Below are 21,687 nucleotides of genomic sequence, written 5' to 3'. Positions count from 1 at the left end.
CTGGAGCCGTGGTTGGTGCCCACCCGTCTTCCCTCAGCTCAGCAGTTCCCGGGCCAGCGCCCCACCCCACCACTGCTCGACACGATCCGGGGCCCAGCCGCGCTCGGCGGTCAGGACGGCGTAGACGTCCATGCTGCAGACCGCCGCGTATATGTCCACGGCGGTCGGTACGTCCAGGCCGGGGCGGAGCACCCCGGGCGACCACGACGAGAAGACCCGTACCCGGGTCTCGTCACCCCGTCTGCGGCCATCGAGGTAGGTGGTGGCCAACTCGGGCTCGGTACGACCCGCTTCGCGGACCAGCGTGATGACGTCGCCCGAACGTTCGAACAGCCGTCGGTCGTAACCGGCCATCGCGGCGAGTTGTCGCTCCGGCGTCGCCGTCGGGGCCTCCAGCTCGGCAAGCATCCGCGCCGCGTCAGCCGACAGGTCGGCCGCGTCGGCCAGCGCCCGGGCCAGGCCGGATTTGTTCCCGTACGCCGCATACACCGTCGGGACCGAGACGCCGGCCTCGCGGGCCACCTCGCGGACGGTCGTACCCGCCCAACCGTGGGCGACGAAGAGTCGACGGGCAGCCTGGGCGATTTCGGCGCGCGTCTGCTGGGCCTGCGTCGTGCGGCGTACGGACTCGTAGCGCCGCCGGCCGGGCTCGGCGGTCATGCTCGCCTCCTATCACTTTACGTTGGTTATAGTGAATACATGTCAAGTAAAGCCAAGTTCGCAGTACCGTCGAGCATCGGCTTCCACCGGCTCAGCGGCATCGCCGCGATCGGCTTCGCCACCATGATCGTGGTGGCCAACCTGATCGCCGTACCCGCGGGCCTACCACAGACCGGTGCCGGCATCGACGAGGTCGACGCGTTCTTCAGCGACCGGACCCACATCGTGGGTCTCACCACCGCCCTCACCCCCGCCGCATGGATCATGGCCACGCTCTTCGGCGCGGGTGCGGTAACCGTGCTGTGGCAGTCGGAGCGTGACCGGGGCGAGGCCTGGTCACTGCTCGGATTCGCCGGTCTGGTGCTGCAGAACGCCACCTTCGCCGCGGTTGTGGCCATCCGTCTCGCGCTGACGTCCTCGACCACCGATGACGCCGGTACGACAGGGCTGCTGTGGTCGCTACACGACTGTCTGTTCACCCTCAACGGTACGTTCCTGGCCCTCGCCCTGATCGGGCTCTCCATCGCCGGCCGGCGCGCCAACCTCATCCGGCGGTGGCACGGCACGTTGGGGCTGCTGTCCGCGGCACTGCTGTTCACGTCGGCCACCCTCGCGCCACTCGTCGTCGACCGAGCGGGTCCGCTCGGCCTTTTCGGCCTGGTCGGCTGGCTGCTGTGGGTGGTGTGGATCGTCACCTACGGCACCGTCCTGATCCGCCCGAACAAGGTCCCACGATCTCGGCGGGTGGATCCCCGACCGGCGACCGGATGACTCGGAAGTCCCTTCCGTGAACGCACCTCCAAGGACCGAACAAACAACGCCATACCCCCGGAGAGGGTGACCTGATGGATCAATACGGACAACTGCCGTTCCCGCGCACCGATGTCGCGGCAAGCACGCTTCGCTTCGTCCGGAGCATCGAAGACCCGGCCATCTTCAACCACAGCATGCGCACCTACCTCTACGGACGATTTCTCGGCGAACAGCAGGGTCTGCGACCCGACCGCGACTACGACGACGAACTACTCTTCGTCGGCTGCCTGCTGCACGACGCCGGACTCAGCCGCGATGGCAACGGCGACCAGCCCTTCGACCTCGACGGCGCCGACCTGGCCGCCCGCTTCCTCACCGAGCAGGGGCTGGCACAAGAGAAGGTGGCAGTCGTCTGGGACGCGATCGCACTGCACACGCACTACGACATCGCCATCCGGAAGCGTCCGGAGATCGCACTGGTGAGCGCCGGCGCCGGATTCGACCTCGGCCCCGACGGGTCGTATCCCCTACCCGCCGGCTACGCCGACCGCATCCACGCCGTACTCCCCCGGCTGCACGCCGCCGCCGTCCTCCACGACACGATCGTCGGCCAGGCGCTCGACAAGCCACAGAAAGCCCCGCCGTTCAGCATGCCGGGCGAACTCGTTCGCCAAGAGACCAGGGCGATCTGGCCGAGCTGGGAAGAACTGATGACCCAGTCCCCACATTGGAACGACTACGACGGGTACCAGCGGGACGCCGATCGTCACCTGTCACGGTAGCCGCGCCGTAACCGACTTCGCGAGGACCTCGAGGTCGCGGAAATGGTCCGGCCGGGGCCGGAGGGACCCGGCCGGATCGTTCCCCCCGGCCAGGTGGCACCGATCTCGCCGGCCGGTGACCGGCGGCGCAGACATCGACGTGGGAGCCGCGCGAACCCTGGCCCGACCGCCCCGACCTGGGGTGAATTCCCCGACGATTCCCTGAACCATCGGTCACACCGGCGGCGTCGACCAGGGTTGGGCCTAGGCTGTCGAACATGAGCGAGCGGAGCACGGGTGGCCGGAAGCGGGTGGTGGACGAGTCCTGCGTACTGGTCGAGGGACCGTGGACCCACCGCTTCGTCGGGGCGAACGGCAGTCGGTTCCACGTCGTCGAGGTCGGTACCGGGCCGCTGGTGCTGTTCCTGCACGGCTTCCCGGAGCACTGGTGGGCCTGGCACGAGATGCTGCCGGCGGTCGCCGACGCCGGCTACCGGGCCGTCGCGGTCGACCTGCGGGGGTACGGCGCCAGCGACAAGCCACCCCGGGGGTACGACGGCTACACGCTCGCCGCCGACGTCGCCGGCCTGATCCGGGCCCTCGGCGAGCGGTCGGCCGTACTGGTCGGCTCGGGAGCCGGTGGCATGATCGGCTGGACCGCCGCAGCCTTCCACCCGAGCCTGGTACGGCGCCTGGTGGTGCTCGCCGCACCACATCCGCTGCGGCTGCGGGCCGGGATCTTCGCCGACCCGCGCGGTCAGTTCGCCGCCGCGACCCCGGCGCTCAAGTTCCAGATCCCCCGGTACGAACACGTGCTGACCCGGGACGACGCGGCGCTGGTCGGCTACTTCCTGCGCCGCTGGGGCGGCCCGCGCTGGGTCGACAGCCCGGGATTCGAGGCGTACGCGGAACGCTGCCGGGAGGCGATGCAGATCCCGCAGGCGGCCTTCTGTGCGATGGAGGGCTACCGGTGGGCGTTCCGTTCGGTGCTGCGGCTGCACGGCTACCGGTTCGTCAAGTTGATGCAGCAGCCGCTGGTCACCCCGACCCTGCAGCTGCACGGCGCGCTCGACCAGGCGTCGCTGCCGCGTACCGCCCAGGGTTCCAGCCGCTACGTCTCGGCGCAGTACGAGTGGCGACTGCTCGACGACGTCGGCCACTTCCCGCACGTCGAGGCGACCGACCTGGTGCTCGGCGAGGTGCTCCGCTGGGCCAAGTCGTGACCGGCCGCCCGCCGCCGGCTCAGGCGCGGTGTTCGCGCAGGTCGGTGACCTCCGCCGCCGGCGCCCAGCCCTGGTAGACGCCGAAGTCGAACTGCTCCAGACCCATCGCCTCGGCGACCGGCCACCGTCCGCCGGTGTACTCGACACGTAGCCAGTTCTCGTGTCGGGCCAGCACGATGAACGGCTGCCCCTGCCAGGTGCACCGGGTCCGGACGTACGCCAGGTCGTCGACCTCGGCGGCCGGCACCACCCGGACGAAGCGGCCCGCCCGGACCTCGCTGAACCCCTCGCCCGGCTCGGCCTGGTAGACCCGTACGTCGTCGCCGTCCGGGCTGGCCTCGTACTCCCGTCCCCGCCACTGGGCGACGTAGCCGTCCCGCATCAGTCCTCCCCGGCCCGACGCCAGCGCGGCTGGTCACAGTCGAGGGTGGCGACGAGGCGTTCGGTGCCGTCCGCGCCGACCCGCCACAGTTCGGCACCGTGCGGCAGTCGGACGCTGTCCACCTTGAACTCGGCCACCACATCGCTGCTCTCGCCGGGGGCGAAACCGTTGCCCCGGAACGGGGGCCGTTCGATGACCCAGCCCTCCATCGCCCGCATCGCCGCCTCGTTCTGCCCGCCGTACGGGATCCGGTAGAGGCTGGGCCGGTGCGCCGGCCAGCGCAGCACGTACACCTCGTCGGCGTCCCGGGAGAACGGCGAGTTGGGGTACCCGAGACCGAGCGCGGCGTACAGCTTGGTCGGGGTACGCAGGTGGGCGACCTCGTTGGCCCGGTGTACGAAGCCGGAGACCCGGTCGTAGCCCCGGTCGAGGTAGTAGGCGAGCTGGCTTGGGGCGATCGCCTTCTGCATCATGGTCGGGCGTCCCGGATCCTCCCGGGCCGGCGCGTACGTCGACCGGGGCGTCTCCTCCTCGGCCGGTGCCGTCGCCGTCGACTCGGCCGCCTCGGGGTCGTCGCCGAGCCCGACCTCGGCGGCCCAGTTCGCCAGGGCGACGATCTCGCTGCCCGGCAGCTTGGCCCCGACCGGTGTCCCCGGGTTGACGGCGAACGACCACGCCTCGTCCGGCCAACGCCGGATGAGCTGGACGAACTTCACCTCGACCGTCTGGGTCGGGGTCGGTAGGTGGTCTACGAGCCGCTCGGGCGAGGTGAAGACCACCACGTACGACTCACCGTCGAGCGTCTCGGTACGCCACTCGAACCCGTCGTCGCCGGGTCGGCTGCCGTCCGCCGACGTGTAGGCGACCGGGAGCAGCACCTTGGCGAGCAGCAGGGTGGAGAGGAACGTGTCGGTGCTGCCGCCGCCCGCCGCGTCGAGCAGGCTCCGCTCGACGTCGTTGGCAGGCACGAAGTCGACGGGCAGCCGACGGGCCGACGGCGCCTCCGGGGCGGTCGCGCCGCCGCTCGGCGGGTCCGCGGGATCCGGCCCGGCGGCTGCCGGGTGTCCGGTCTCCGACGCTGGCAGCACCGTGCCGTTCGCCGCCGGCACCAGGCTCGGTCCCGCCACCGGTCCCGCCACCGGGCTCGCCGCCGGCGCGGGGCTCGGCTCTGCCATGGGGCTCGGCGGGACCGCCGGTGGGTCGGCGGCCGACCACGGCTGCGTCGCCTGCTCGGTCTCCCCGATCGACCAGGCCTGGGTGAGCTGCTCCGACCGGGCGGTGGACCACTCCGGGACGGCCTGCTCCACGCCGCCGACCGACCAGGCCTGGGTGAGCTGCTCCGCACCGCTGGCCGGCCACGCCTGGTCGGGCTGCTCCGCACCGCTGTCCGGTCGTGCCTGGGCGGACCGGGCCGGGTCGACGTCCTCGACGGGCCGCCGGGAGACCGGAGTGAAGAGTGACAGGTCGGGCGACCGCTCCGGTGCCGCCGTCGGTTCGCCGACCTGCTCGGCGGAACCGGCGAACGTGACAGCGGGAGACGACTCGAACGGCGTCGGGGTCGGCGGGGGCGGCGTCGGTACGCCGTCTCCGGCACCTGCCGGTTCGGTGGGGTGGGGACGACGCACCGGCGTCATCCAGCCGACCGTGGGTTCCGCCGGACTCTGCGGGCTGCTCCAGTCGCCGGAATCCGTCCTCGGGGCGATCACCGGCACGGTGGTGGGCTGCTGGGTCGCGGCTGTGGAGGCCGGGTCGACCAGGGTCGGTGCCGGATCCGGCCGGCGGAACGACCGCGGCACCGCCGGTGGACCGAACGACTGCGACGGCGCCTCCGACGGCGGCGGGGCGTACAGCGACTCCGCCGGACCGAACGACTGCGGCGGCGCCTCCGACGGCGGCGGGGAGGGCGGCACCTCCGCTGGGCGGAACGGCCGCCGCGGCGCGGGCCGGGCGTGCGGCACCTCCGCCGGACGGAACGGCCGCTGCGGCTCCGACGCCCGGAGTGGCTGCGTGGACTGGGGCGGTTCCGGGAACGGGTTGGCCGGACCGACCGGGCGATCCGCGACCGTCGGCCCGCCACCGGGCGTACGCCGGGGGACCGACGCGGTGGCCCGGGCGCGGGCGACCCGCTCGACCTGCTCCAGCCGGGCCCGGGTCCGGCCCGGCAGCCGGACGTCCCCGCGGCCGAGCTGGGAGACGAACCAGGCGGGCAGGTATCCCTCGATCGGCAGCCCCGGGTTGACGGCCAGCCACCATTCCGGGTTCGGCCAACCACCCGCCAACTCCGGATATGCCAACCGTCGGAACGATCCGGCACTCTCGGCCAGACACGTCTGCAACGAGGTGGCCGAGGTGAAGGCAAGTACGTGCGTACGGCCACCGGTGGTCCAGGTCCCCCACCCCATCGGGGCCCGACCGGCGAGCGCGTCGGCGGAGACCGGCAGCAGCAGCTCGGTCCGGGCGAGCATCCGAAAGTAGAGCTCCTGGTCACCTGCCCGGAGCGCGTCCCGCATCGCGGCCTCGGTATCGGTGGCCGCCTCCCATTCCGTCACGGCCACCTCCACTTCGCCGAACAGGCCATCAGCGTCGCGTACAACCTACAAGGTAGGTACATGATCACAATGGTTGGCTGGCGGTGGATCCCGCGCTCGGCGATCCACCGATAGCATCCGGTGGGCGGACCCGAACCGACGGCGTACCGACCCAGTGGCGGACCGAACCGATTCGGAGGCAAGTGATGCCTGGCCGGAGAATACGACTCACCCTGGTGGGCGCTGTCATCGCGGTGTCGGTACCGCTGCTCTCCGCCGGGCCGGCCGTCGCGGCCCCCCTGCCCCCGACGGCGCTACGCACCCTGCCGGGCTGTGACGGCAACGAGCAGCCGCCCCGGCCGAGCAGCGTCGTGCCCTGGGCCCAGAAACGCTACTCGCCGGAACGCCTGGCCCCGCTGGCCACCGGCCGAGGGGTCACGGTCGCGGTGATGGACTCCGGGGTCGACAAGACGAATCCCCAGCTGCGGGGCAGGGTCGAGGTGGGCCGGGACTATCTGGTCCCCGGCCTCGACGGCAGCCGGGACTGTGTGGGGCACGGCACCGGCGTGGCGAGCATCATCGCGGCGAAGCCGACCGACGGGATGGGCCTGCGGGGCCTCGCTCCGGACGTCGACATCCTTCCGGTACGGGTCAGCGAACGACGCCAGGTCGACGGCGAGGAGAGAGGCGAGACGGCCACCCCGGCCGAGTTCGCCGCCGCCATCGGATGGGCGGTGCAGAACGGCGCTGACGTGATCAACCTCTCGGTCACCTTCCACCGTGACGACCCGCTGATCCGCGCCGCGATCGCGTCCGCGCTGGAGAACGACGTGGTGGTGGTGGCCGCCGCCGGCAACGACTTCGACAAGGGCAACCCCCGTCCGTATCCGGCTGCCTACGACGGGGTGATCGGCGTCGGGTCGATCGGCGAGGACGGCCAGATCTCGCCCTTCTCGCAGCGTGGTGACTGGGTCGATCTCGTCGCCCCGGGTGGCAACGTGATCGTGGCGACACCGGAACGCGGCCACAAGATCGACAACGGCACCAGCTTCGCCACCCCGTACGTGGCGGCCACCGCCGCGCTGGTCCGGGAGTACCTGCCGAACCTCACCGCCAAGCAGGTCGCCGAGCGGCTGGTGGCGACGGCGGACCCGGCGGGTGGCGACCGGGACACCTTCGGCGCGGGGGTACTGAACCCGTACCGGGCGGTCACCGACACCCCGCCGCCGGCCGCGCGACCGGTGGCCGCCGGGCTGCCTCCGCACCAAGAGGACCCGGCCGAGGTGGCCCGGGCACAGCGACGGTCGGTCGCCCAGGAGCGGGCGCTCTGGGTCGCCGGACTGGCCGGCACGGTCGCCGGATTGGCGCTGTTGCTGGCGGTGGTGGTGCCGCGGGGCATCCGCCGTGGTTGGCGGCCGGCCGACCCGGCGCAACCCGCCGACGCCGCGGCGTCGGCCGACCCTGCGTAGCTGGCCGGCATCGGCCGAACCCGCGTAGCTCGCGGAGCCCGGGGGGCCGGCCGGGGTGCCGTCCGGCCACCCGGCTTCGTCCGCCGGGTCGGTCGGCCGGTCCGGGCGTCGCTTCCGGGCCCTGGCACAAGCTTCCGGTCCGGGCGTCGCTTTCCGGCCCTGGAACAAGCTTCCGGACCCCGGAACAACAGGTGCCCCGGGGGTGCGGCGCTGGACGTGCGCCCCCGGGGCATCCTCGGACGGTTCGTACCGCCGCTGTCCCTTACTGGAACAGGCTGGTGTTCTTCTTCTCGGTGCTCAGGTAGTCCTGCGCGGACTCGTCGAGCGCCATCTTGATGTCGCGCAGCATGCTGGACAGCTCCTGCTGCGACTGGCGCCACTTGGCCTGGCGCACCTGGTACGCCTGCTGCGCCTCACCCTCCCAGGTGGAGACGAGCGGCGCCGCGTCGCTCTCCAGCTGGTCGAGCTGCGAGTCGAGCGTGTTGATCGCCTTCTGGATGTCCGCGCTTGCCTGCTGCAACGCGGGGAATTGGACGACAAGTACGCCGTCATTCATCGGAATCATCCCTCCCCAGTGAGATCAGAGCGGCAGCGTGATGCCGGAGTTGGTGGCGGACATCCGGCTGGACGCCTCGCTGTCCGACGCGTCGTACTGCTGGCCGGACGTACGGATCGCGCCCGCGGTTTCGCGAAGCGCACGGTGCATCTGTTCCTGGTGCTGCGCCCACTGCTGCTTGACCTGCTCGAACGAGCGGCCACCAGCACCGCGCCACGCGCTGTTCAGCACCTCGAGCTGGTTCATCAGACCGCTGAGCATGCTCTGCAGCGACTGGTCCACCTGCTCGAACTTCTGGGCGGTCTGCTGCATCACTGCGGCTTCTGCCTGCGTCTGGGACACCCCCGACGTCACCCCGCTCCCTTGACTCGTTTCCTCTTCCGAGGAGTCCACTGCGGACCCTCCGGCTCATGCCCACCCGGTCCGGCGTCCGGCCCGGGCACGGCACTCAGTTCTGTAGCTGACGGTAGCGGGCGGGAGCAACTCTTGGGTACCCCTTCGGGCCCACCGGGTGAACAACCCGTGCCGTCACGCTGCTCGATCCCGCCGACATCGTCGCTGAACAGCCTATTCGAGCACCATCGTTTATTGCTGCCCCGGCGTGTTACGGGCCGCCTCCGGGTTCAGCGCGGGACCGGTCGGCACCAGCGAAACCAGACTCGCCGGCATCCGCACCGGCCGGACACCGCCGTACCCCAGACTGCCCAGCACGTCCGCGTTCGCCACCGCGTGCCGCTGTCCCAGGTCGGTGACGACCGAGATGGCGCCACCGGTCGCGCCCGGCGAGGCGGCCGCCTCGACCACCACACCGCTGCCCGGCGTCACCAGGACGTGGTCGGCGAGTCCGGCGCCCTGCGGCGACCGGGCGGTGGTCTCGGTCGTGTTCGCCAGGTCCGGCAGATCGGCACCGACCCTGACCTGCTTGACCCCGCTGTCGTCCTGGACGTCGGCACAGACCACGCTGCTCTCCGACGCCACGATCTTCGGAATCGTGGCCGGTGGCGCGCCCTCGTCGGGCGGGAGCAGGTCGTCGGACTTGGTGGTGTTCGCGTACGTGCCCTGGGACATCCGCTCCGGGTCACCCTGCTGCCCGAGCCCGGCGACCAGCAGGCTGGACTGCAGCTCGGTGATGGTGGCCAGACCGTCGGTCTTGACCACCATGTACTGCCGGACACCACCCGGCGGCTCGACGTAGAAGACGTCCCCGACCCGGGCGTCCGCCACCACCTGGGACGGCTGACCGGCGCCGGCGACCGACACCTGGGCCAGGTCCGCCCCGGCGGGCAACGCGTTGAGCAGGGCCGGCGCCACCGGCACCTGCCGGTGGCCGTTCAGGCCGAGCGCACTGACGACCAACTGCTTGTCCCGGATCAGGTGCCGGCGGTTGTGCCAGACGAGATAGAGGGATCCACTGGGGTGCAGGGCCAGCAGGGCGTCGTCGCCCATCGGCGTACCGCCGGGCGCGGTCCTGCCGATCAGTAGCGCCGACTGTGCCGCCTGGGCGCCGGACCGCGGCCCGGAGCAGACCGTCCACTCCTTCGTGATCAGCCGGTTCCGGGGAGCGAGCGAGTCGGGGGCGTTGGGGATGCCGACCGGGGCACCCCGGGTCGCGCCCTCCAACGACTTGCGCGACACCGACACCGTCTTGGCCTGGCTGCCCTTGCCGACGATCAGCAGTGCGGAGGTGTAGTTGACCACCGGCCGCAGTTTGCCGTCGAGGTAGACGTACTGGGCGCCCGACTCCTTCTCGACGATGACCACGTTCGGTTCTTTCCACTTGGTGGCCCCACCGCCGACGAACAGGCCGTACAGCACGGCGCCACCGACCGCGATCAGCGCGACCAGCATGCTGGCCAGGGTGGCACCGGCCGCCCGCCGGAACGGCGACTGCGCGGGATCAGTCTCGCGCATCACCAGCGCGCCCACCACCCGCTGGACCATGAACTGGTACGAGTGCAACTGGTCCTGCCGTGACGGCATGCGGGCCCCCTCTCCGGTTGTCCGGCCCATACGATAGGCCCCTGAGCGAATCGCGGGGGGCACGCCCACCGGCGACGCCCATCCAGGGGAGGCTATCGCGGTGACGGTAACTGCGGCAGACAACAGGACCCGGCCGGCCGGCGGCAACCGGCTGGACCGGTCGGCACCGGCACCGCTACCGGCGGCGTCCACTCCGACCCGGTCCGGCCCGCTCGGCGTACGGGCCGGGCAGATCGTCACGTTGCAGGTCGCGGCGGCCCTGGTCATCGCCGCTGTCGGCCACGGGGCGCTGGCGGTCACCGGTGCTGTCCTGGTCGCCCTCGTCCTGGTGCTGCTGACCTGGATCCGGCTGCGCCGCCGCTGGCTGTTCGAGTGGATCGGCATCGGTCTGCGCTACTCCGGCCGCCAGCGCACCCTCCGGGCGTCGGCTCCGCCGGAGGCACTGCTCGACCTGGTCAGTCCCGGTGCCACGGTGGTCCCCGCCGAACTGGCCGGGGACGCCGCCGCCATCGTCAGTGACGCCTACGGCCTGACCGCCGTACTGGAGCTCGGCGACCAGGTCGGGATGCTGACCGACACCCCGCAGACGCTGCTCTCTCCGGCCAGCCTGCTGCCGGCGGCCAGCCCGGAGACCCCGCCGACCCGGATCCAGCTGCTGATCGCCGGGGCGCCCGCACCGACGCTGAGCGCCGGCGGAGGCACCCCGGCGAACTCGTACCGGCAGCTCACCGACGGACGGCTCCTCGGCCACGAGCGGGTCCTGCTGGCGGTCCGGGTGCTGCGCGCCGACGGCTGGTCCGACGAGGACCTGCGACGCGCCCTGTCCAGCGCGGTCCGCAAGGTGAGTCGCCGGCTCAAGCCGGTGCCGAGCCGGGCGCTGGGCGAACGGGCGGCACTCGACGTACTCGCCGAACTGTCCCACCACGACGGCGTGCAGGCCGGCCGGGAGAGCTGGCAGGGCGTGCAGCTCGGTGGTCTGGTGCAGACCACCTTCCGGCTGCGCCGCTGGCCCGACCTGCGGACCGAGACCGGACGCCGGTTCATTCCCCAGCTGATGGCCCTGCCGGCCACCGCGACCACGGTCTCGGTCAGCGCCGGCCCGTGGGTGGGCGGCGGCTCCGAGACGGTCCGGGTGGACGTGACGGTACGACTCGCCGCCACCACCGCCCCGGCGTTGGCGACCGCCGTCCAGGGGCTGCGTCGGCTGCTCCAGACCCAGCACGCCCGCGCCCGCCGGCTGGACGGGGAACAGCTCGACGGCGTCGCCGCCACCCTGCCGCTGGGTGTGCTCGGGGCCGGGCCGATGGCGACGAACCCGGACACCACGATGGCGGCGTCCGCTGTGGACGCCCTGGAGCTGCCGATCGGTCTGGCCGGCCTGATGATCGGTGCCAACCGGCACGGGTCGGCGGTGCTCGCCCGGCTGTTCCGCGCCGAGACCACCCGGGTGGTGCTGATCGGCGGGGTACGCGCCGCGCAGCTCATCGCGTTGCGGGCGATGGCGCTCGGTGCCCGGATCGTCGTGCAGACCGCCCGGCCGCGGGCCTGGGAGCCGTTCGTCCGGGGAGCCAGCGGACCGGGGTCGCCGATCGCGCTGATCCCGCCGGGGCGGCCGGTCGGCGGCCCGCCCGGCAGTCAACTCCAGCCACTGCTGGTCGTCGTCGACGTCGGGCCGGTCGCCGCCGACTCCCAGCCCGGGCCGGGCTGGCAGGCCAGTCTGGTGGTACGCGACGAACTGGCCCCGGTCGACGTGCTCGCGGTGTCCCGGGCCGACCGGGTGGTGCTGCAACCGCTACGGCCGCACGAGGCCCAGTTGGCCGGTCTGGCGCTCGGGCTCGGCGACTCGGCGAGCTGGTTGACCCGGATCCAGGCCGACATGGTCGGGGTGATCAACCGGCGGGTGCTGCGCTGGGCGCTGCTCTCCGCCACCCCGATCGAACAGCAGCTCATCGGCCCACCCTCCCGGTTCTGAGCCGGTACGGGCCCGGGTCGCGTGACCTGCCGTTCTACCGCTCCCTGCCCAGACTGCTCTACCGGCCCGGCGACGAGCCACCGGAGGCCGGAGAGCCGGACGAGCGTGGCCGCGACTGGCTCGTACTGTGCACCACACGGGGTGCCCCGGCGGCGAGTCGAACCGCGCCCGGACGGACGGACCAGCCATTCGACCGACTCGTCCGATAGGGGGATTTCGTGACACCATCGCCCGCATGGATTTTCTGAAGGGTCCTCTGATCCGGCTGGTCAGCACCGCCGTGGCCTTCTGGCTGGCGACGCTGATCATCCCGGGCATCACCCTGGACACCGACTCGATCTCCGGCGCGGTCGGCACGCTGCTCCTGGTGGCGGTCATCTTCGGCGTCGTCAACGCGATCCTGCAGCCGATCATCAAGACCCTCGGCTGCGGCCTGTACGTGCTGACCCTGGGCCTGATCGCGCTGGTGGTGAACGCGCTGCTGTTCATGCTCACCGGGTGGATCGCCGGGCAGCTCGGGCTGCCGTTCGAGGTGGACGGGTTCTGGCCGGCGGCGGTGCTCGGCGCGCTCTTCGTCAGCCTGGTCACCTGGCTGCTCGGCCTGGTCCTCGACCGCGACTGATCCACCGGGCCGCCCGGCGGATTGGCGTGGCCAGCGCCGAGCCGCCGGGCGCCGACCACTGGTCGGGAATTGGCCCGGGGCGGCCGGGCAGGTCGACGTTACCGTCGCTGACGTGCTGAACCTGACCCGCGACGACGGTTACCAACTCTGCGACGACCCGGGCCGGCTCGACGTCGACCGGGTGCACCACTGGCTCGCCACCGACGCGTACTGGGCGATCGGCCGGCCGCGGGACGTGACGCTCAGGGCGGTCGAGGGATCCCGGGTGTACGGGGTGTACCGCCCCGGCGACGGCGTCCAGGTGGCGTTCGGCCGGGTGGTCACCGACGGCGCCACCTTCGCCTGGCTCTGCGACGTCTACGTGGACCGGGCAGAGCGGGGGCGTGGGCTGGCCCGCTGGTTGGTCGGCACGGCCCGGGACGAGTTGACCGGGCTGGGGCTGCGCCGGATCCTGCTCGCCACCAACGACGCGCACGGGGTGTACGCGCCGCTCGGCTTCCAACCGCTGGTCAGCCCCGAGCGGTGGATGGAGTGTTTCCCCCAGCAGGTGACACCCCTCACCGGAAAGGGCTCCAATCCCACCGAGCCCCTTACGGTGGACCGGTGAACCAGGCACGACGCGGCTATCTCTACGGGCTCGGGGCGTACACCCTGTGGGGGTTCTTCCCGCTCTACATCCGGCTGCTCAAGCCGGCCGGCCCGATCGAGATCCTGGCCCACCGGGTCGTCTGGTCGGTGCTCTTCGTCGCCCTGCTGCTGGCCGCCGCCCGCAACTGGCGCTTCCTGCTCGGCCTGCGCCGCCGGCCGGCCGCGTTCGCCGGCATCGTGCTCGCCGCCGCCCTGATCGGGATCAACTGGGGCACCTACATCTACGGCGTCAACTCCGAGCGAGTGGTGGAGACCGCACTCGGCTACTTCATCAACCCGCTGGTCGTGGTCCTGCTCGGGGTTTTCGCCCTCGGTGAGCGGCTGCGGGCCGCACAGTGGGCCGCGCTCGGCATCGGCGGCGGCGCGGTCGTGGTGCTGACCGTCGACTACGGCCGGCCGCCGTACCTGGCGTTGACCCTGGCCGCGAGCTTCGGCGGATACAGCCTGGTGAAGAAGCGGCTCGGGCTGCCGGCCGCCGAGGGGATGTTCGTCGAGTCGGCCGTCCTGGCGCTGCCCGCGCTCGGCTACCTCGGCTGGCTGGTCTGGCACGCCGAGTCCACCTTCGGGCACGTCTCGGCCGGGCACACCGTACTGCTGATGCTGGCCGGGGCGGCGACCGCGATCCCGCTGCTGCTCTTCGCCGGGGCGGCGAACCGGCTCACCCTGACCTCGCTCGGGATCCTGCAGTACCTCGCCCCGGTCATCCAGCTGATCTTCGGCGTACTCGTCTTCCACGAGCCGATGCCACCGGCCCGGCTGGCCGGCTTCGCCCTGGTCTGGCTCGCCCTGGTGGTCTTCACGGTGGACGGGATCCGGCAGGTCCGGCGGTCCCGCGCCGCGCTGCTCGCCGCCACCCCGGAGCCGGCCGCCGCCACCGCCGCCCGCTGACCCGGCCGGCTCCGGTCCGCGCCGCTACCGCACCGGCGGGTGGACCATCCAGACGTTCGGCTCCCAGTACGACCCGACGCCGGTCTCCCGGTCGATCGACACCGGGGCCAGGCACTCCGGGAAGACGTAGTCGCCGGAGTCCGGGAAGACCAGCCCGGTCCAGGACTCCCAGTCGGCGATCGGGGCGGTGATCCCGAACGACTCCGGCAGCGGGCCGGCGACCCGGGCACCGAGCCGCTCATGCACCCGCATCCACGGGTCGAGCAGTTGCCCGTCCTCGCGACGCCACTGGACGTACCGCTCGATCGGGGTGAGCGGGTAGCGCTCCTTCCAGGAGGGGCGGACCGGTGCGACCAGGTGGGTGAGCCCCTGCCGCTGCGCGATGGTCCGCATCCCGGCCAGCAGTTCGGCCGCCAGACCACGGCTGCGGTTGCCGCGCGGGATTTCGGCGGCCAGCGCGCAGAGGGTGTTCACCGGCGCGCCGGACCGGCGCTCGGCGAAGATCAGTTCAAGCGCCGGGTCGAAGCCGGCCGGCAACGTGCTGTCGTCGCCGTCCCAGCCGAACGGCCCGGTGTGCCCCTCGGCCAGCACCTCGTCGGTCTCGTCGTCGTGCAGCACGAACTGGAAGTCGGCGAGCTCCTTGTCGAGATGGTCCCAGTACACGTCGGCCACGTTGCCGTGCATGTTGTACTCCGGCCACACCTCCCGGGAGTTGATCCCACGCGCCCAGAGGTCCGGCCGCTCCACGGCGGTGTACATCCTGATCATCACGTTCTCCCAGCTGAACCACGTCCACGACCCGGACCGGGCCGCAGATGCAGGTGTCTACCGGGCGCCGAGTCGACCGGTCAACCGGATAACCGCCACCGGGACGCTCAGCGCCGGTCGAGGCCGGCCGCGGAGCGGCTGCCCAGGCTGTCGTACAGCTCCTCGAGGCGGGCGGTCTGGGTGGCCAGGTCGAAGTGCGCCACCACGTGCCGGCGGGCCTGCTCGCCCAGCCGGGTCCGCAACTCGTCGTCGGCGAGCAGCCGCCGGAGGTTGGCGGCCAACGCCGGCCGGTCCCCCTCCGGCCCGAGCAGGCCGGTCTCCTCGTGCCGCACCGCCTCCGGAATCCCGCTGTGGTACGTCGACACGACCGGCACGCCGAGGCTCGCCGCCTCCAGGATCGTCGTCGGCAGTCCCTCCGACTCGCCGTTCGGTGCGGTCTTCGAGGGCGAGACGAAGATCTTCGACTCGGTCATGTGGCGGCGTACCTCCGCCGGGGTCTGGGCGCCGAGGAAGGTGGCGTCCAGCCCGAGCGCGGCGGCCCGCTCCCGGATCGGCTGCTCCAGCGGCCCGGTGCCGACGAACAACAGCCGGGGTCGGGGTACGTCGAGCCGGGCCGCCGCCTCGACCAGGTCGTCGATGCCCTTCTTCGCCACGAACCGGCCGACGAAGAGCAGGTCCCACCGCTTCGCCGTCGGTGCCGGTGGTGGCGGGACCGGAACGCCGGTGTGGTGTACCCGTACCTTCGCCGGGTCGGCGCCGAGCGCGACCGCCCGCTCCCGGATGTGTCCGGAGACGGCGAGGACGACGCTGGCCCGGTCGAACATCTGCCGCAGGTTCCGCCGGTAGCGGGCACCCCGCCAGCCGGGCTCGCCGGGCAGCCGGGTCACGTCGTACCCGTGCAGGGTGACCACCAGCGGCACGCCGAGCCGGCCGGCGGATCCGCTGACCAGCCAGCCGTCGTTGCCGAAGTGGGCGTGCACCACGGCGGGACGCAGCGCGGCCAGCCGGTGCCGCAGTCGCGGCGACTCACCGGTCAGCTTGAGCTGGAGAAAAGCCCCCCGGTCCCGCACCCGGTCCGGGTAGACGAGAACGTCGCTGTCGGCGGCGACCGCCGAGTCGACCCGGACCGCGCCCAGGTAGACCGGGCGCCACCGGGTCAACGCGGCACCGTGGTTGCGGACGAAGGTCTCGGAGCCGGCGAGCAGGTGACTCCGCCAGATCACCAGGGTCCGGTCAGCGGACATCACGCTCCGCTCCGCCCACCGGACGCCAGTCACCCGCCCTCGGTTCCGTGCCGGCGGTCGAGGTGCCGACCGCGGCGGTCTCCCCGGCGGTGCGACGACGGTCGAGCACCAGGTCCCGCAGGGTACGCCGCAGCTGCGGCGGGATCATCCAGATCTGCGCGAAGGTCAGGTAGTCGATGAGCCCCGGGCGGCCGTGCCGGCGGGCCTCGCCGAGCAGGGTCCGGAACGCCTTCGGGCTGCGGGTCGGCGCCGCCATCGAACTGATCACGCTCATCGTGAGCGCAGCGTACGCCTTCGGCGTCAGCAGTGGCCGGGTGCGGCGCAGCCACTCCAGCTGGTGCTCCCAGGAGAGTCCGTCGCTGATCCGTGGCCGGTTCTCGTCCTGGTACCAGACGACCAGCGGTTCGGCGGCGATGACCAGGTCGACGTCGGGGTGGCTGAGCGCCCGCAGCGTCCAGTCGAGTTCCTGCAGACGCCGCAGTCCGACGGTGAACGGCACCCGGCGCAGCAGCTCGGTCGGGGCCAGGATCGTCGAGGTCTGGATGAAGCCGTCGCCGTGGAACAGGCCGCGCCGGACCGTCAGGTACTCGCTCAGCGGCTCGTCGGCGGCCGGCAGCCGACGCGGGATGACAAACTCGGCCCGCGGCGTACGGTTGACCAGTCGGCTGGCCACGATCGGCGTCGGCACCCGGGCGCCCTTGGCGAGTTCGAGCTGCACAGCGAGCTTCTCCGGCAGCCACTCGTCGTCGTCGTCGAGCAGCGCCGTCCACGGCGCCCGCGCCTCGGCCACGCCCACGTTGCGGGCGTTCGGCGCGCCCTGCGACTCGGGCAGTTCGACCACCCGCACCCGGGGGTCGTCGAGGGCCACCAGTGCCGCCCGGGTCAGGTCGTCGGGTCCGTCGACCACGACGATGACCTCGATGTCGTCGACGGTCTGGGCGAGCACGCTGCGGACCGCGCGGGTCACCAGCTCCGGCCGGGACCGGGTGGGGATCACCACGCTGACGGTGGGTGTAGCGGACATGAAGACCTGCCAACTCCGACATGAATTCGAGGGGTGCATTTCCTGACCGGCCCCGTACGACGACCGGCGCAGTCCGTTACGCGTCGAGAGAGGGCTGCGTAATGCTGCCGAAACACTATTGGCCGGCCGCGACGTGAAGGTTGATTCTGTGCGGCGAATAGCCGTACATCGCGGAAGCAGAAGCCTGCCGGAGGGTGTCCATTCGGTGACATGAGCGGCGCTGGGCTGCGGATATTGTCCACAGCGAACATGTCGCCCGGACGACCGGTGCACGGCTCCACGATGACGTGTCGGAGTTGTCCGCCGGACCGGCGCACCCGGGTTCACCGCTCAATGGGTTGCCGTACACTCGCCGGAGATTTCGGTCGGTATCCCGGGAATCGGAGAATCATGGGAACCAATGACGGTACGGCGGCGGTGCGCGGCGCCCGTGGCCGCGTCGTCATGCTCGTCGACAACGGTGTGGAGGGCGACTCCCGGGTCCAGAAGACCGCCCGTTCGGCGGCCGAGGCCGGTTGGGACGTGACACTGCTCGGCTGCTCCCCGACCGACCGGGAACAGCGCTGGCAGCTCGGCCCGGCGCTGGTCCGGCTGCTGCCGATGCCCGGCGCCCGCCCGGCCCCCGCCACCACCCCGACGAGCGACGGCCCGACGAGCGACGGCGTCCCGGCCGGTGGGGCGGCGGCCACCCGGCCGGTTCGGCGTACGCCGCGCGAGTGGCTGCTCGCCCGGGGCGGCCTGCCGCTGCGGGCCGCCCGGCTGGCCCGTCGACCGCTGGAACACGCCCAGGTCCGGCTCTGGCGGGCGGTGCAGGGGGACGGGGCGTGGCGGCGCCTCGAACCGGGGCTGTGGAACTACGAGCGGGCCTTCGGCCCGGTCGTCGACGCCCTCGCCCCGGACCTGATCCACGCCCACGACTTCCGGATGCTCGGTGTCGGCGCCCGGGCGCGGGAGCGGGCCCGGGGCGCGGGCCGGCCGGTCCGGCTGGTCTGGGACGCGCACGAGTTCCTGCCGGGGGCGCGGCCCCGCCGGGACAACGCCCGCTGGCTCCCCGCCCACCTCGGCTACGAACGCGAGTACGCCCCGTACGCCGACGCGGTGGTGACCGTCTCCGAGGGCCTCGCCGACCTCCTGCACCGGGAGTACCACCTGCCCGCCCGCCCCGGCGTCATCCTCAACGCCCCCGCCGTCGACGGCGAGGGTGACCCGTCCACCGGCGAGCCGACCGGGGATGAGCCGGGGGCGGCGGCACCGGACCTGCGGCGGCTCTGCGGGCTCGACGGATCCACCCCACTGCTGGTCTACGCCGGTTCGGCGGCGGTCCAACGCGGCCTGGACACCGTCGTCGAGGCGCTGCCCCGACTGGGCGGGGTGCACCTGGCCCTGGTCGTCGGCGACCCGCAGGCGCCGTACGTCCGCCAGCTGACCGCCGCCGCCGGCCGGCTCGGCGTCGCGGACCGGGTACACGTCCAGCGGTACGTGTCGCCGTGGCAGGTGGTGCCGTTCCTCTCCTCCGCCGACGTCGGGCTGATCCCGCTGCACCACTGGCCCAACCACGAGATCGCCCTGATCACCAAGTTCTTCGAGTACGCGCACGCCCGACTGCCGATCGTGGTCAGCGACGTACGGACGATGGCGGAGACGGTCCGGGCCACCGGCCAGGGTGAGGTCTTCCGGGCCCGGGACGTGGCCGACCTGGTCCGGGCGGTCCGAGCGGTGCTCGCCGCCCCGGGGCGCTACCGGGCGGCCTACAACGGGCCGGACTCGCCGCTGCCCGGCTGGACCTGGGCGGCCCAGGCCCGCCGGCTCGACACGCTCTACCGCGACCTGCTCGCGACGGAGCCGGTCACGCCGACGCCCGCCGGGCAGGCGAACCTCCGATGAGGACACCGGACGTCAGCGTCGTGGTGGCGGTCTACAACACCATGCCGTACCTGACCCGCTGCCTGGAATCGCTGGTGGGGCAGACGATCGGTCTGGACCGGCTGCAGGTCGTCGCGGTCGACGACGGGTCGACCGACCGCGGCGGCCGGGAACTCGACCGGTTCGCCGCCCGCTACCCGGACGTCTTCACCGTCATCCACCAGGAGAACTCCGGCGGCCCGGCCCGCCCGTTCAACCGGGGACTCGACGCCGCCACCGGCCGGTACGTCTTCTTCGTCGGCGCCGACGACCACCTCGGCCCGGAAGCGTTGGCACGGTTGGTGACCGCCGCCGACGAGTACGGCTCGGACGTCGTGCTCGGCAAGGTCGTCGGGGTCAACAGCCGGCACATCTACCAGGACATCTTCGCCCGTAACGAGCCCGACCTCAGCCTCTTCGACTCTCCGCTGCCGCGGTCGCTGGCCAACACCAAGCTGTTCCGTCGGGAGCTGCTGGACCGGCACGGCATCCGCTACCGGGAGGACCTGCGGATCGCCAGCGACCTGCCGTTCACCCTGGAGGCCTGCTACCGGGCCAACCGCATCTCGGTCCTCGCCGACTACGAGTTCTACTACGCGGTACGCCGGTTCAGCGCCACCAACATCACCTACCTGAGTCGGCACCTCGATCGGTTGGGCACCGTCGAGACCCTGATGGAGTTCATCGCCGACCTGATCGGTCCGGGCAGCCAGCGGGACGCGGTGATGGCCCGCCGGTTCGACCACGAGATCGCCCGACTCGTCGAGGACGACCTGCTCCGCCTGGACCGGGACACCCAGCAGGCCATCCACACCCGGATCGGGCGACTGGTCGGGGCGTACCTCACCGACGACATCAACCAGCAGCTCGGCGCGGAGACCCGGATCCGGCTGGCGCTGACCCGGGACGGCCAGCTCGACGACCTGCTCGCGGTGATCCGGCAGGACGCCGAGGTCGGCGTGCCGTCGACGGTGGTCGAGGGGGACCGCCGGTACGCGGCGTACCCCGGTTTCCGGGATCCGGCGCGGGGCCTGCCGGACAGCTGCTTCGAGGTGACCGCCGTGCCGGAGTGGCCGGCGAAACTCGACGTCACCCAACTGGGCTGGGAGAGCGACGAGCGGGGCGAGCGGGTGCTGACGCTGCACGCGTACACCCCGCTGCCGGAACTGGCGACCGGCGGGACCGGCGGTCTGACGGTGAGCGCCGAGGAGATCCCGGCGCAGACCGTGGTCACCGCCGGCGGCCCGGCCGGCACCCGGCTACGGATCCGGTTCCGCGCCGCGGACCTGCTCGACGGCACCGGCCCGACCGGACGGCGACGGATCGTCTCCGCCCAGATCGGCACCTTCGACCCGGCGCGGGCGCTCGGCGCGAACAGCGCGAACGGTGCCGGCGGCGCCGCCGCGCTGCGGGCGACCCGGCTCGCCGGGGCGGTACCGCTGGTACGCCGACGCGGCGCCCGTCTCTACGTGCTGACCCCGGTCCGGGACGAGTCCGGCCGGCTGATGATCTCCGTCGTGCCGGTGACCCCCGGCCGGGTCACCGCCCGGCTCAACCAAAAGCTCCGCCATACGCTCCGCCGCCGCTGACCGGCGTGCGTGCCGACGGACGGCGCCCGACGTCGTCGGTCCGATCAGCGGACGGAAACCCGCTGGTCAACCGCTCCGGTCCGGGGTAGAAAACCGGGTGACCACCTGGACCCTGACCCCGGAAGCCGTCGACACTCCCGACGCGACCCGACTGCGCCGCGACTACTACGCCGACGTGGCCGGCAGCTACTGGCTGCGGCCCGCCACCGAGGCCGAGGTCGAGCAGGGCCTGGCCGGTGACGACGCCCCACTGCTCACCCCGCCGACCGGCCAGTTCGTCGTCGGCCGGTACGCCGGCCAACCCGCCGCCTGCGGCGGGTTCCTGATGCTGGACGCCGAACGCGCCGAACTGACCCGGGTCTACGTCCGTCCCGCCTTCCGCGGCCGGGGCGGCGGTGCGCTGCTGCTGGCGGTGCTGGAGGAGCAGGCCCGACTCGCCGGTGCCCGCCGGATGGTGCTCAACACCCGACTCGACCTGACCGACGCCCGCGCCCTCTACCTCCGGCACGGCTACGTCGAGATCCCGGCCTACCGCACCGGCCCCTACGTCGAGGTCTGCTACGGCCGCGAACTCAGCGGCGCCCCGGCCCGGTAGTCCGTCCGCTGACCGTGCCCGAGCCAGCTGTCCCGTCCGCTGACCGTGCCCGAGCCAGCCTGTTCCGTCCGCTGACCGTGCCCCGGCAGGACCGGAGGTCCCGGCCCGGGACGGGACCTTGGT

The 21,687-nt window shown here is 72.4% G+C and carries 20 protein-coding genes; 11 read left to right on the top strand and 9 right to left on the bottom strand.

The features are described from left to right. Window positions 1-33: 33 nt before the first annotated feature. A complete protein-coding gene (locus ABGB21_RS03100; protein ID WP_347656546.1) occupies window positions 34-660 on the bottom strand; it encodes a helix-turn-helix domain-containing protein in 627 nt (208 codons plus the stop codon). A 39-nt stretch (window positions 661-699) separates the two neighbouring features. Between ABGB21_RS03100 and ABGB21_RS03095 the strand changes: the two genes are divergently transcribed. The 3 genes from ABGB21_RS03095 to ABGB21_RS03085 all read left to right on the top strand — a co-directional run bounded on the left by ABGB21_RS03095 (window position 700) and on the right by ABGB21_RS03085 (window position 3,397). Further along, window positions 700-1,431 carry a hypothetical protein gene (locus ABGB21_RS03095; protein ID WP_347656545.1) on the top strand — a complete coding sequence of 244 codons (732 nt, stop codon included), beginning with the start codon at window positions 700-702 and terminating at the stop codon, window positions 1,429-1,431. Between the two features lie 74 nt (window positions 1,432-1,505). Beyond that, the gene (locus tag ABGB21_RS03090; protein ID WP_347656544.1) at window positions 1,506-2,195 is read left to right on the top strand and encodes an HD domain-containing protein; all 690 of its coding nucleotides are present in this window, start codon (window positions 1,506-1,508) and stop codon (window positions 2,193-2,195) included. 257 nt (window positions 2,196-2,452) lie between these two features. Continuing rightward, window positions 2,453-3,397, top strand: a complete 945-nt coding sequence (locus tag ABGB21_RS03085; RefSeq protein WP_347656543.1) for an alpha/beta hydrolase — start codon at window positions 2,453-2,455, stop codon at window positions 3,395-3,397. Window positions 3,398-3,416: 19 nt separating this feature from the next. Here ABGB21_RS03085 and ABGB21_RS03080 read toward each other — a convergent pair whose 3' ends face one another. Then, window positions 3,417-3,782, bottom strand: a complete 366-nt coding sequence (locus tag ABGB21_RS03080) for a hypothetical protein (protein WP_347656586.1) — start codon at window positions 3,780-3,782, stop codon at window positions 3,417-3,419. Beyond that, window positions 3,779-6,328, bottom strand: a complete 2,550-nt coding sequence (locus tag ABGB21_RS03075) for an SseB family protein (protein ID WP_347656542.1) — start codon at window positions 6,326-6,328, stop codon at window positions 3,779-3,781. Before ABGB21_RS03075 ends, ABGB21_RS03080 begins: the two co-directional genes overlap by 4 nt. 215 nt (window positions 6,329-6,543) lie before the next feature. Here ABGB21_RS03075 and mycP point away from each other — a divergent pair, with 215 nt between their 5' ends. Continuing rightward, a complete protein-coding gene (mycP, locus tag ABGB21_RS03070; protein ID WP_347656541.1) occupies window positions 6,544-7,776 on the top strand; it encodes a type VII secretion-associated serine protease mycosin in 1,233 nt (410 codons plus the stop codon). A gap of 262 nt (window positions 7,777-8,038) precedes the next feature. Here mycP and ABGB21_RS03065 read toward each other — a convergent pair whose 3' ends face one another. The 3 genes from ABGB21_RS03065 to eccB all read right to left on the bottom strand — a co-directional run bounded on the left by ABGB21_RS03065 (window position 8,039) and on the right by eccB (window position 10,312). Further along, the gene (locus tag ABGB21_RS03065; RefSeq protein WP_347656540.1) at window positions 8,039-8,332 is read right to left on the bottom strand and encodes a WXG100 family type VII secretion target; all 294 of its coding nucleotides are present in this window, start codon (window positions 8,330-8,332) and stop codon (window positions 8,039-8,041) included. A gap of 24 nt (window positions 8,333-8,356) precedes the next feature. Further along, the gene (locus ABGB21_RS03060; protein ID WP_347656539.1) at window positions 8,357-8,674 is read right to left on the bottom strand and encodes a WXG100 family type VII secretion target; all 318 of its coding nucleotides are present in this window, start codon (window positions 8,672-8,674) and stop codon (window positions 8,357-8,359) included. A 243-nt stretch (window positions 8,675-8,917) separates the two neighbouring features. Continuing rightward, entirely contained in the window at window positions 8,918-10,312 is a 1,395-nt protein-coding gene (gene eccB, locus ABGB21_RS03055; protein WP_347676253.1) for a type VII secretion protein EccB, read from the bottom strand. Between the two features lie 100 nt (window positions 10,313-10,412). Here eccB and eccE point away from each other — a divergent pair, with 100 nt between their 5' ends. The 4 genes from eccE to rarD all read left to right on the top strand — a co-directional run bounded on the left by eccE (window position 10,413) and on the right by rarD (window position 14,442). Next, the gene (gene eccE, locus ABGB21_RS03050; protein ID WP_347676251.1) at window positions 10,413-12,284 is read left to right on the top strand and encodes a type VII secretion protein EccE; all 1,872 of its coding nucleotides are present in this window, start codon (window positions 10,413-10,415) and stop codon (window positions 12,282-12,284) included. 235 nt (window positions 12,285-12,519) lie between these two features. After that, complete coding sequence (locus tag ABGB21_RS03045) at window positions 12,520-12,906, top strand: phage holin family protein (RefSeq protein WP_347656536.1); 387 nt, start codon at window positions 12,520-12,522, stop codon at window positions 12,904-12,906. Window positions 12,907-13,018: 112 nt separating this feature from the next. After that, complete coding sequence (locus ABGB21_RS03040; protein ID WP_347676249.1) at window positions 13,019-13,513, top strand: GNAT family N-acetyltransferase; 495 nt, start codon at window positions 13,019-13,021, stop codon at window positions 13,511-13,513. Next, complete coding sequence (rarD, locus tag ABGB21_RS03035; RefSeq protein ID WP_347656534.1) at window positions 13,510-14,442, top strand: EamA family transporter RarD; 933 nt, start codon at window positions 13,510-13,512, stop codon at window positions 14,440-14,442. Before ABGB21_RS03040 ends, rarD begins: the two co-directional genes overlap by 4 nt. 24 nt (window positions 14,443-14,466) lie before the next feature. Here rarD and ABGB21_RS03030 read toward each other — a convergent pair whose 3' ends face one another. The 3 genes from ABGB21_RS03030 to ABGB21_RS03020 all read right to left on the bottom strand — a co-directional run bounded on the left by ABGB21_RS03030 (window position 14,467) and on the right by ABGB21_RS03020 (window position 17,478). After that, complete coding sequence (locus tag ABGB21_RS03030) at window positions 14,467-15,210, bottom strand: hypothetical protein (RefSeq protein ID WP_347676247.1); 744 nt, start codon at window positions 15,208-15,210, stop codon at window positions 14,467-14,469. Window positions 15,211-15,317: 107 nt separating this feature from the next. Further along, on the bottom strand, window positions 15,318-16,454 hold the full coding sequence (locus tag ABGB21_RS03025) for a glycosyltransferase (protein ID WP_347656532.1): 1,137 nt from the start codon (window positions 16,452-16,454) through the stop codon (window positions 15,318-15,320). Then, entirely contained in the window at window positions 16,444-17,478 is a 1,035-nt protein-coding gene (locus ABGB21_RS03020) for a glycosyltransferase family 2 protein (protein ID WP_347656531.1), read from the bottom strand. The genes ABGB21_RS03025 and ABGB21_RS03020 overlap by 11 nt, the downstream gene beginning before the upstream one ends. A gap of 390 nt (window positions 17,479-17,868) precedes the next feature. On the opposite strand from ABGB21_RS03020, the gene ABGB21_RS03015 reads away from it, so the two are divergent. From ABGB21_RS03015 to ABGB21_RS03005, 3 genes are all read left to right on the top strand, one after another. Continuing rightward, window positions 17,869-19,362 (top strand): glycosyltransferase family 4 protein, encoded by a 1,494-nt coding sequence (locus tag ABGB21_RS03015; RefSeq protein WP_347676245.1) that lies wholly within the window; start codon window positions 17,869-17,871, stop codon window positions 19,360-19,362. Then, window positions 19,359-20,969, top strand: coding sequence for a glycosyltransferase (locus ABGB21_RS03010; RefSeq protein ID WP_347656527.1), 1,611 nt, complete (start codon window positions 19,359-19,361; stop codon window positions 20,967-20,969). The genes ABGB21_RS03015 and ABGB21_RS03010 overlap by 4 nt, the downstream gene beginning before the upstream one ends. Window positions 20,970-21,066: 97 nt before the next feature. Beyond that, window positions 21,067-21,564 (top strand): GNAT family N-acetyltransferase, encoded by a 498-nt coding sequence (locus tag ABGB21_RS03005; protein ID WP_347656525.1) that lies wholly within the window; start codon window positions 21,067-21,069, stop codon window positions 21,562-21,564. Window positions 21,565-21,687: the final 123 nt, after the last annotated feature.

The sequence above is a fragment of the Plantactinospora sp. B24E8 genome, from assembly GCF_039871735.1.
Lineage (GTDB): Bacteria > Actinomycetota > Actinomycetes > Mycobacteriales > Micromonosporaceae > Plantactinospora.
Note: the sequence above shows the minus strand (reverse complement) of the source record. Positions and strands in the feature narration are given on the sequence as shown.

Excerpts from the sequence above, each read along its gene's own strand:
- ABGB21_RS03010 (WP_347656527.1), top strand. The coding sequence starts at position 19,359 with ATGAGGACACCGGACGTCAGCGTCGTGGTGGCGGTCTACAACACCATG.
- ABGB21_RS03095 (WP_347656545.1), top strand. The coding sequence starts at position 700 with ATGTCAAGTAAAGCCAAGTTCGCAGTACCGTCGAGCATCGGCTTCCAC.
- ABGB21_RS03025 (WP_347656532.1), bottom strand. The coding sequence starts at position 16,454 with ATGTCCGCTGACCGGACCCTGGTGATCTGGCGGAGTCACCTGCTCGCC.
- ABGB21_RS03085 (WP_347656543.1), top strand. The coding sequence starts at position 2,453 with ATGAGCGAGCGGAGCACGGGTGGCCGGAAGCGGGTGGTGGACGAGTCC.
- ABGB21_RS03045 (WP_347656536.1), top strand. The coding sequence starts at position 12,520 with ATGGATTTTCTGAAGGGTCCTCTGATCCGGCTGGTCAGCACCGCCGTG.
- ABGB21_RS03100 (WP_347656546.1), bottom strand. The coding sequence starts at position 660 with ATGACCGCCGAGCCCGGCCGGCGGCGCTACGAGTCCGTACGCCGCACG.
- ABGB21_RS03090 (WP_347656544.1), top strand. The coding sequence starts at position 1,506 with ATGGATCAATACGGACAACTGCCGTTCCCGCGCACCGATGTCGCGGCA.
- ABGB21_RS03065 (WP_347656540.1), bottom strand. The coding sequence starts at position 8,332 with ATGAATGACGGCGTACTTGTCGTCCAATTCCCCGCGTTGCAGCAGGCA.
- ABGB21_RS03020 (WP_347656531.1), bottom strand. The coding sequence starts at position 17,478 with ATGTCCGCTACACCCACCGTCAGCGTGGTGATCCCCACCCGGTCCCGG.
- eccB (WP_347676253.1), bottom strand. The coding sequence starts at position 10,312 with ATGCCGTCACGGCAGGACCAGTTGCACTCGTACCAGTTCATGGTCCAG.
- ABGB21_RS03030 (WP_347676247.1), bottom strand. The coding sequence starts at position 15,210 with ATGATCAGGATGTACACCGCCGTGGAGCGGCCGGACCTCTGGGCGCGT.
- ABGB21_RS03015 (WP_347676245.1), top strand. The coding sequence starts at position 17,869 with ATGGGAACCAATGACGGTACGGCGGCGGTGCGCGGCGCCCGTGGCCGC.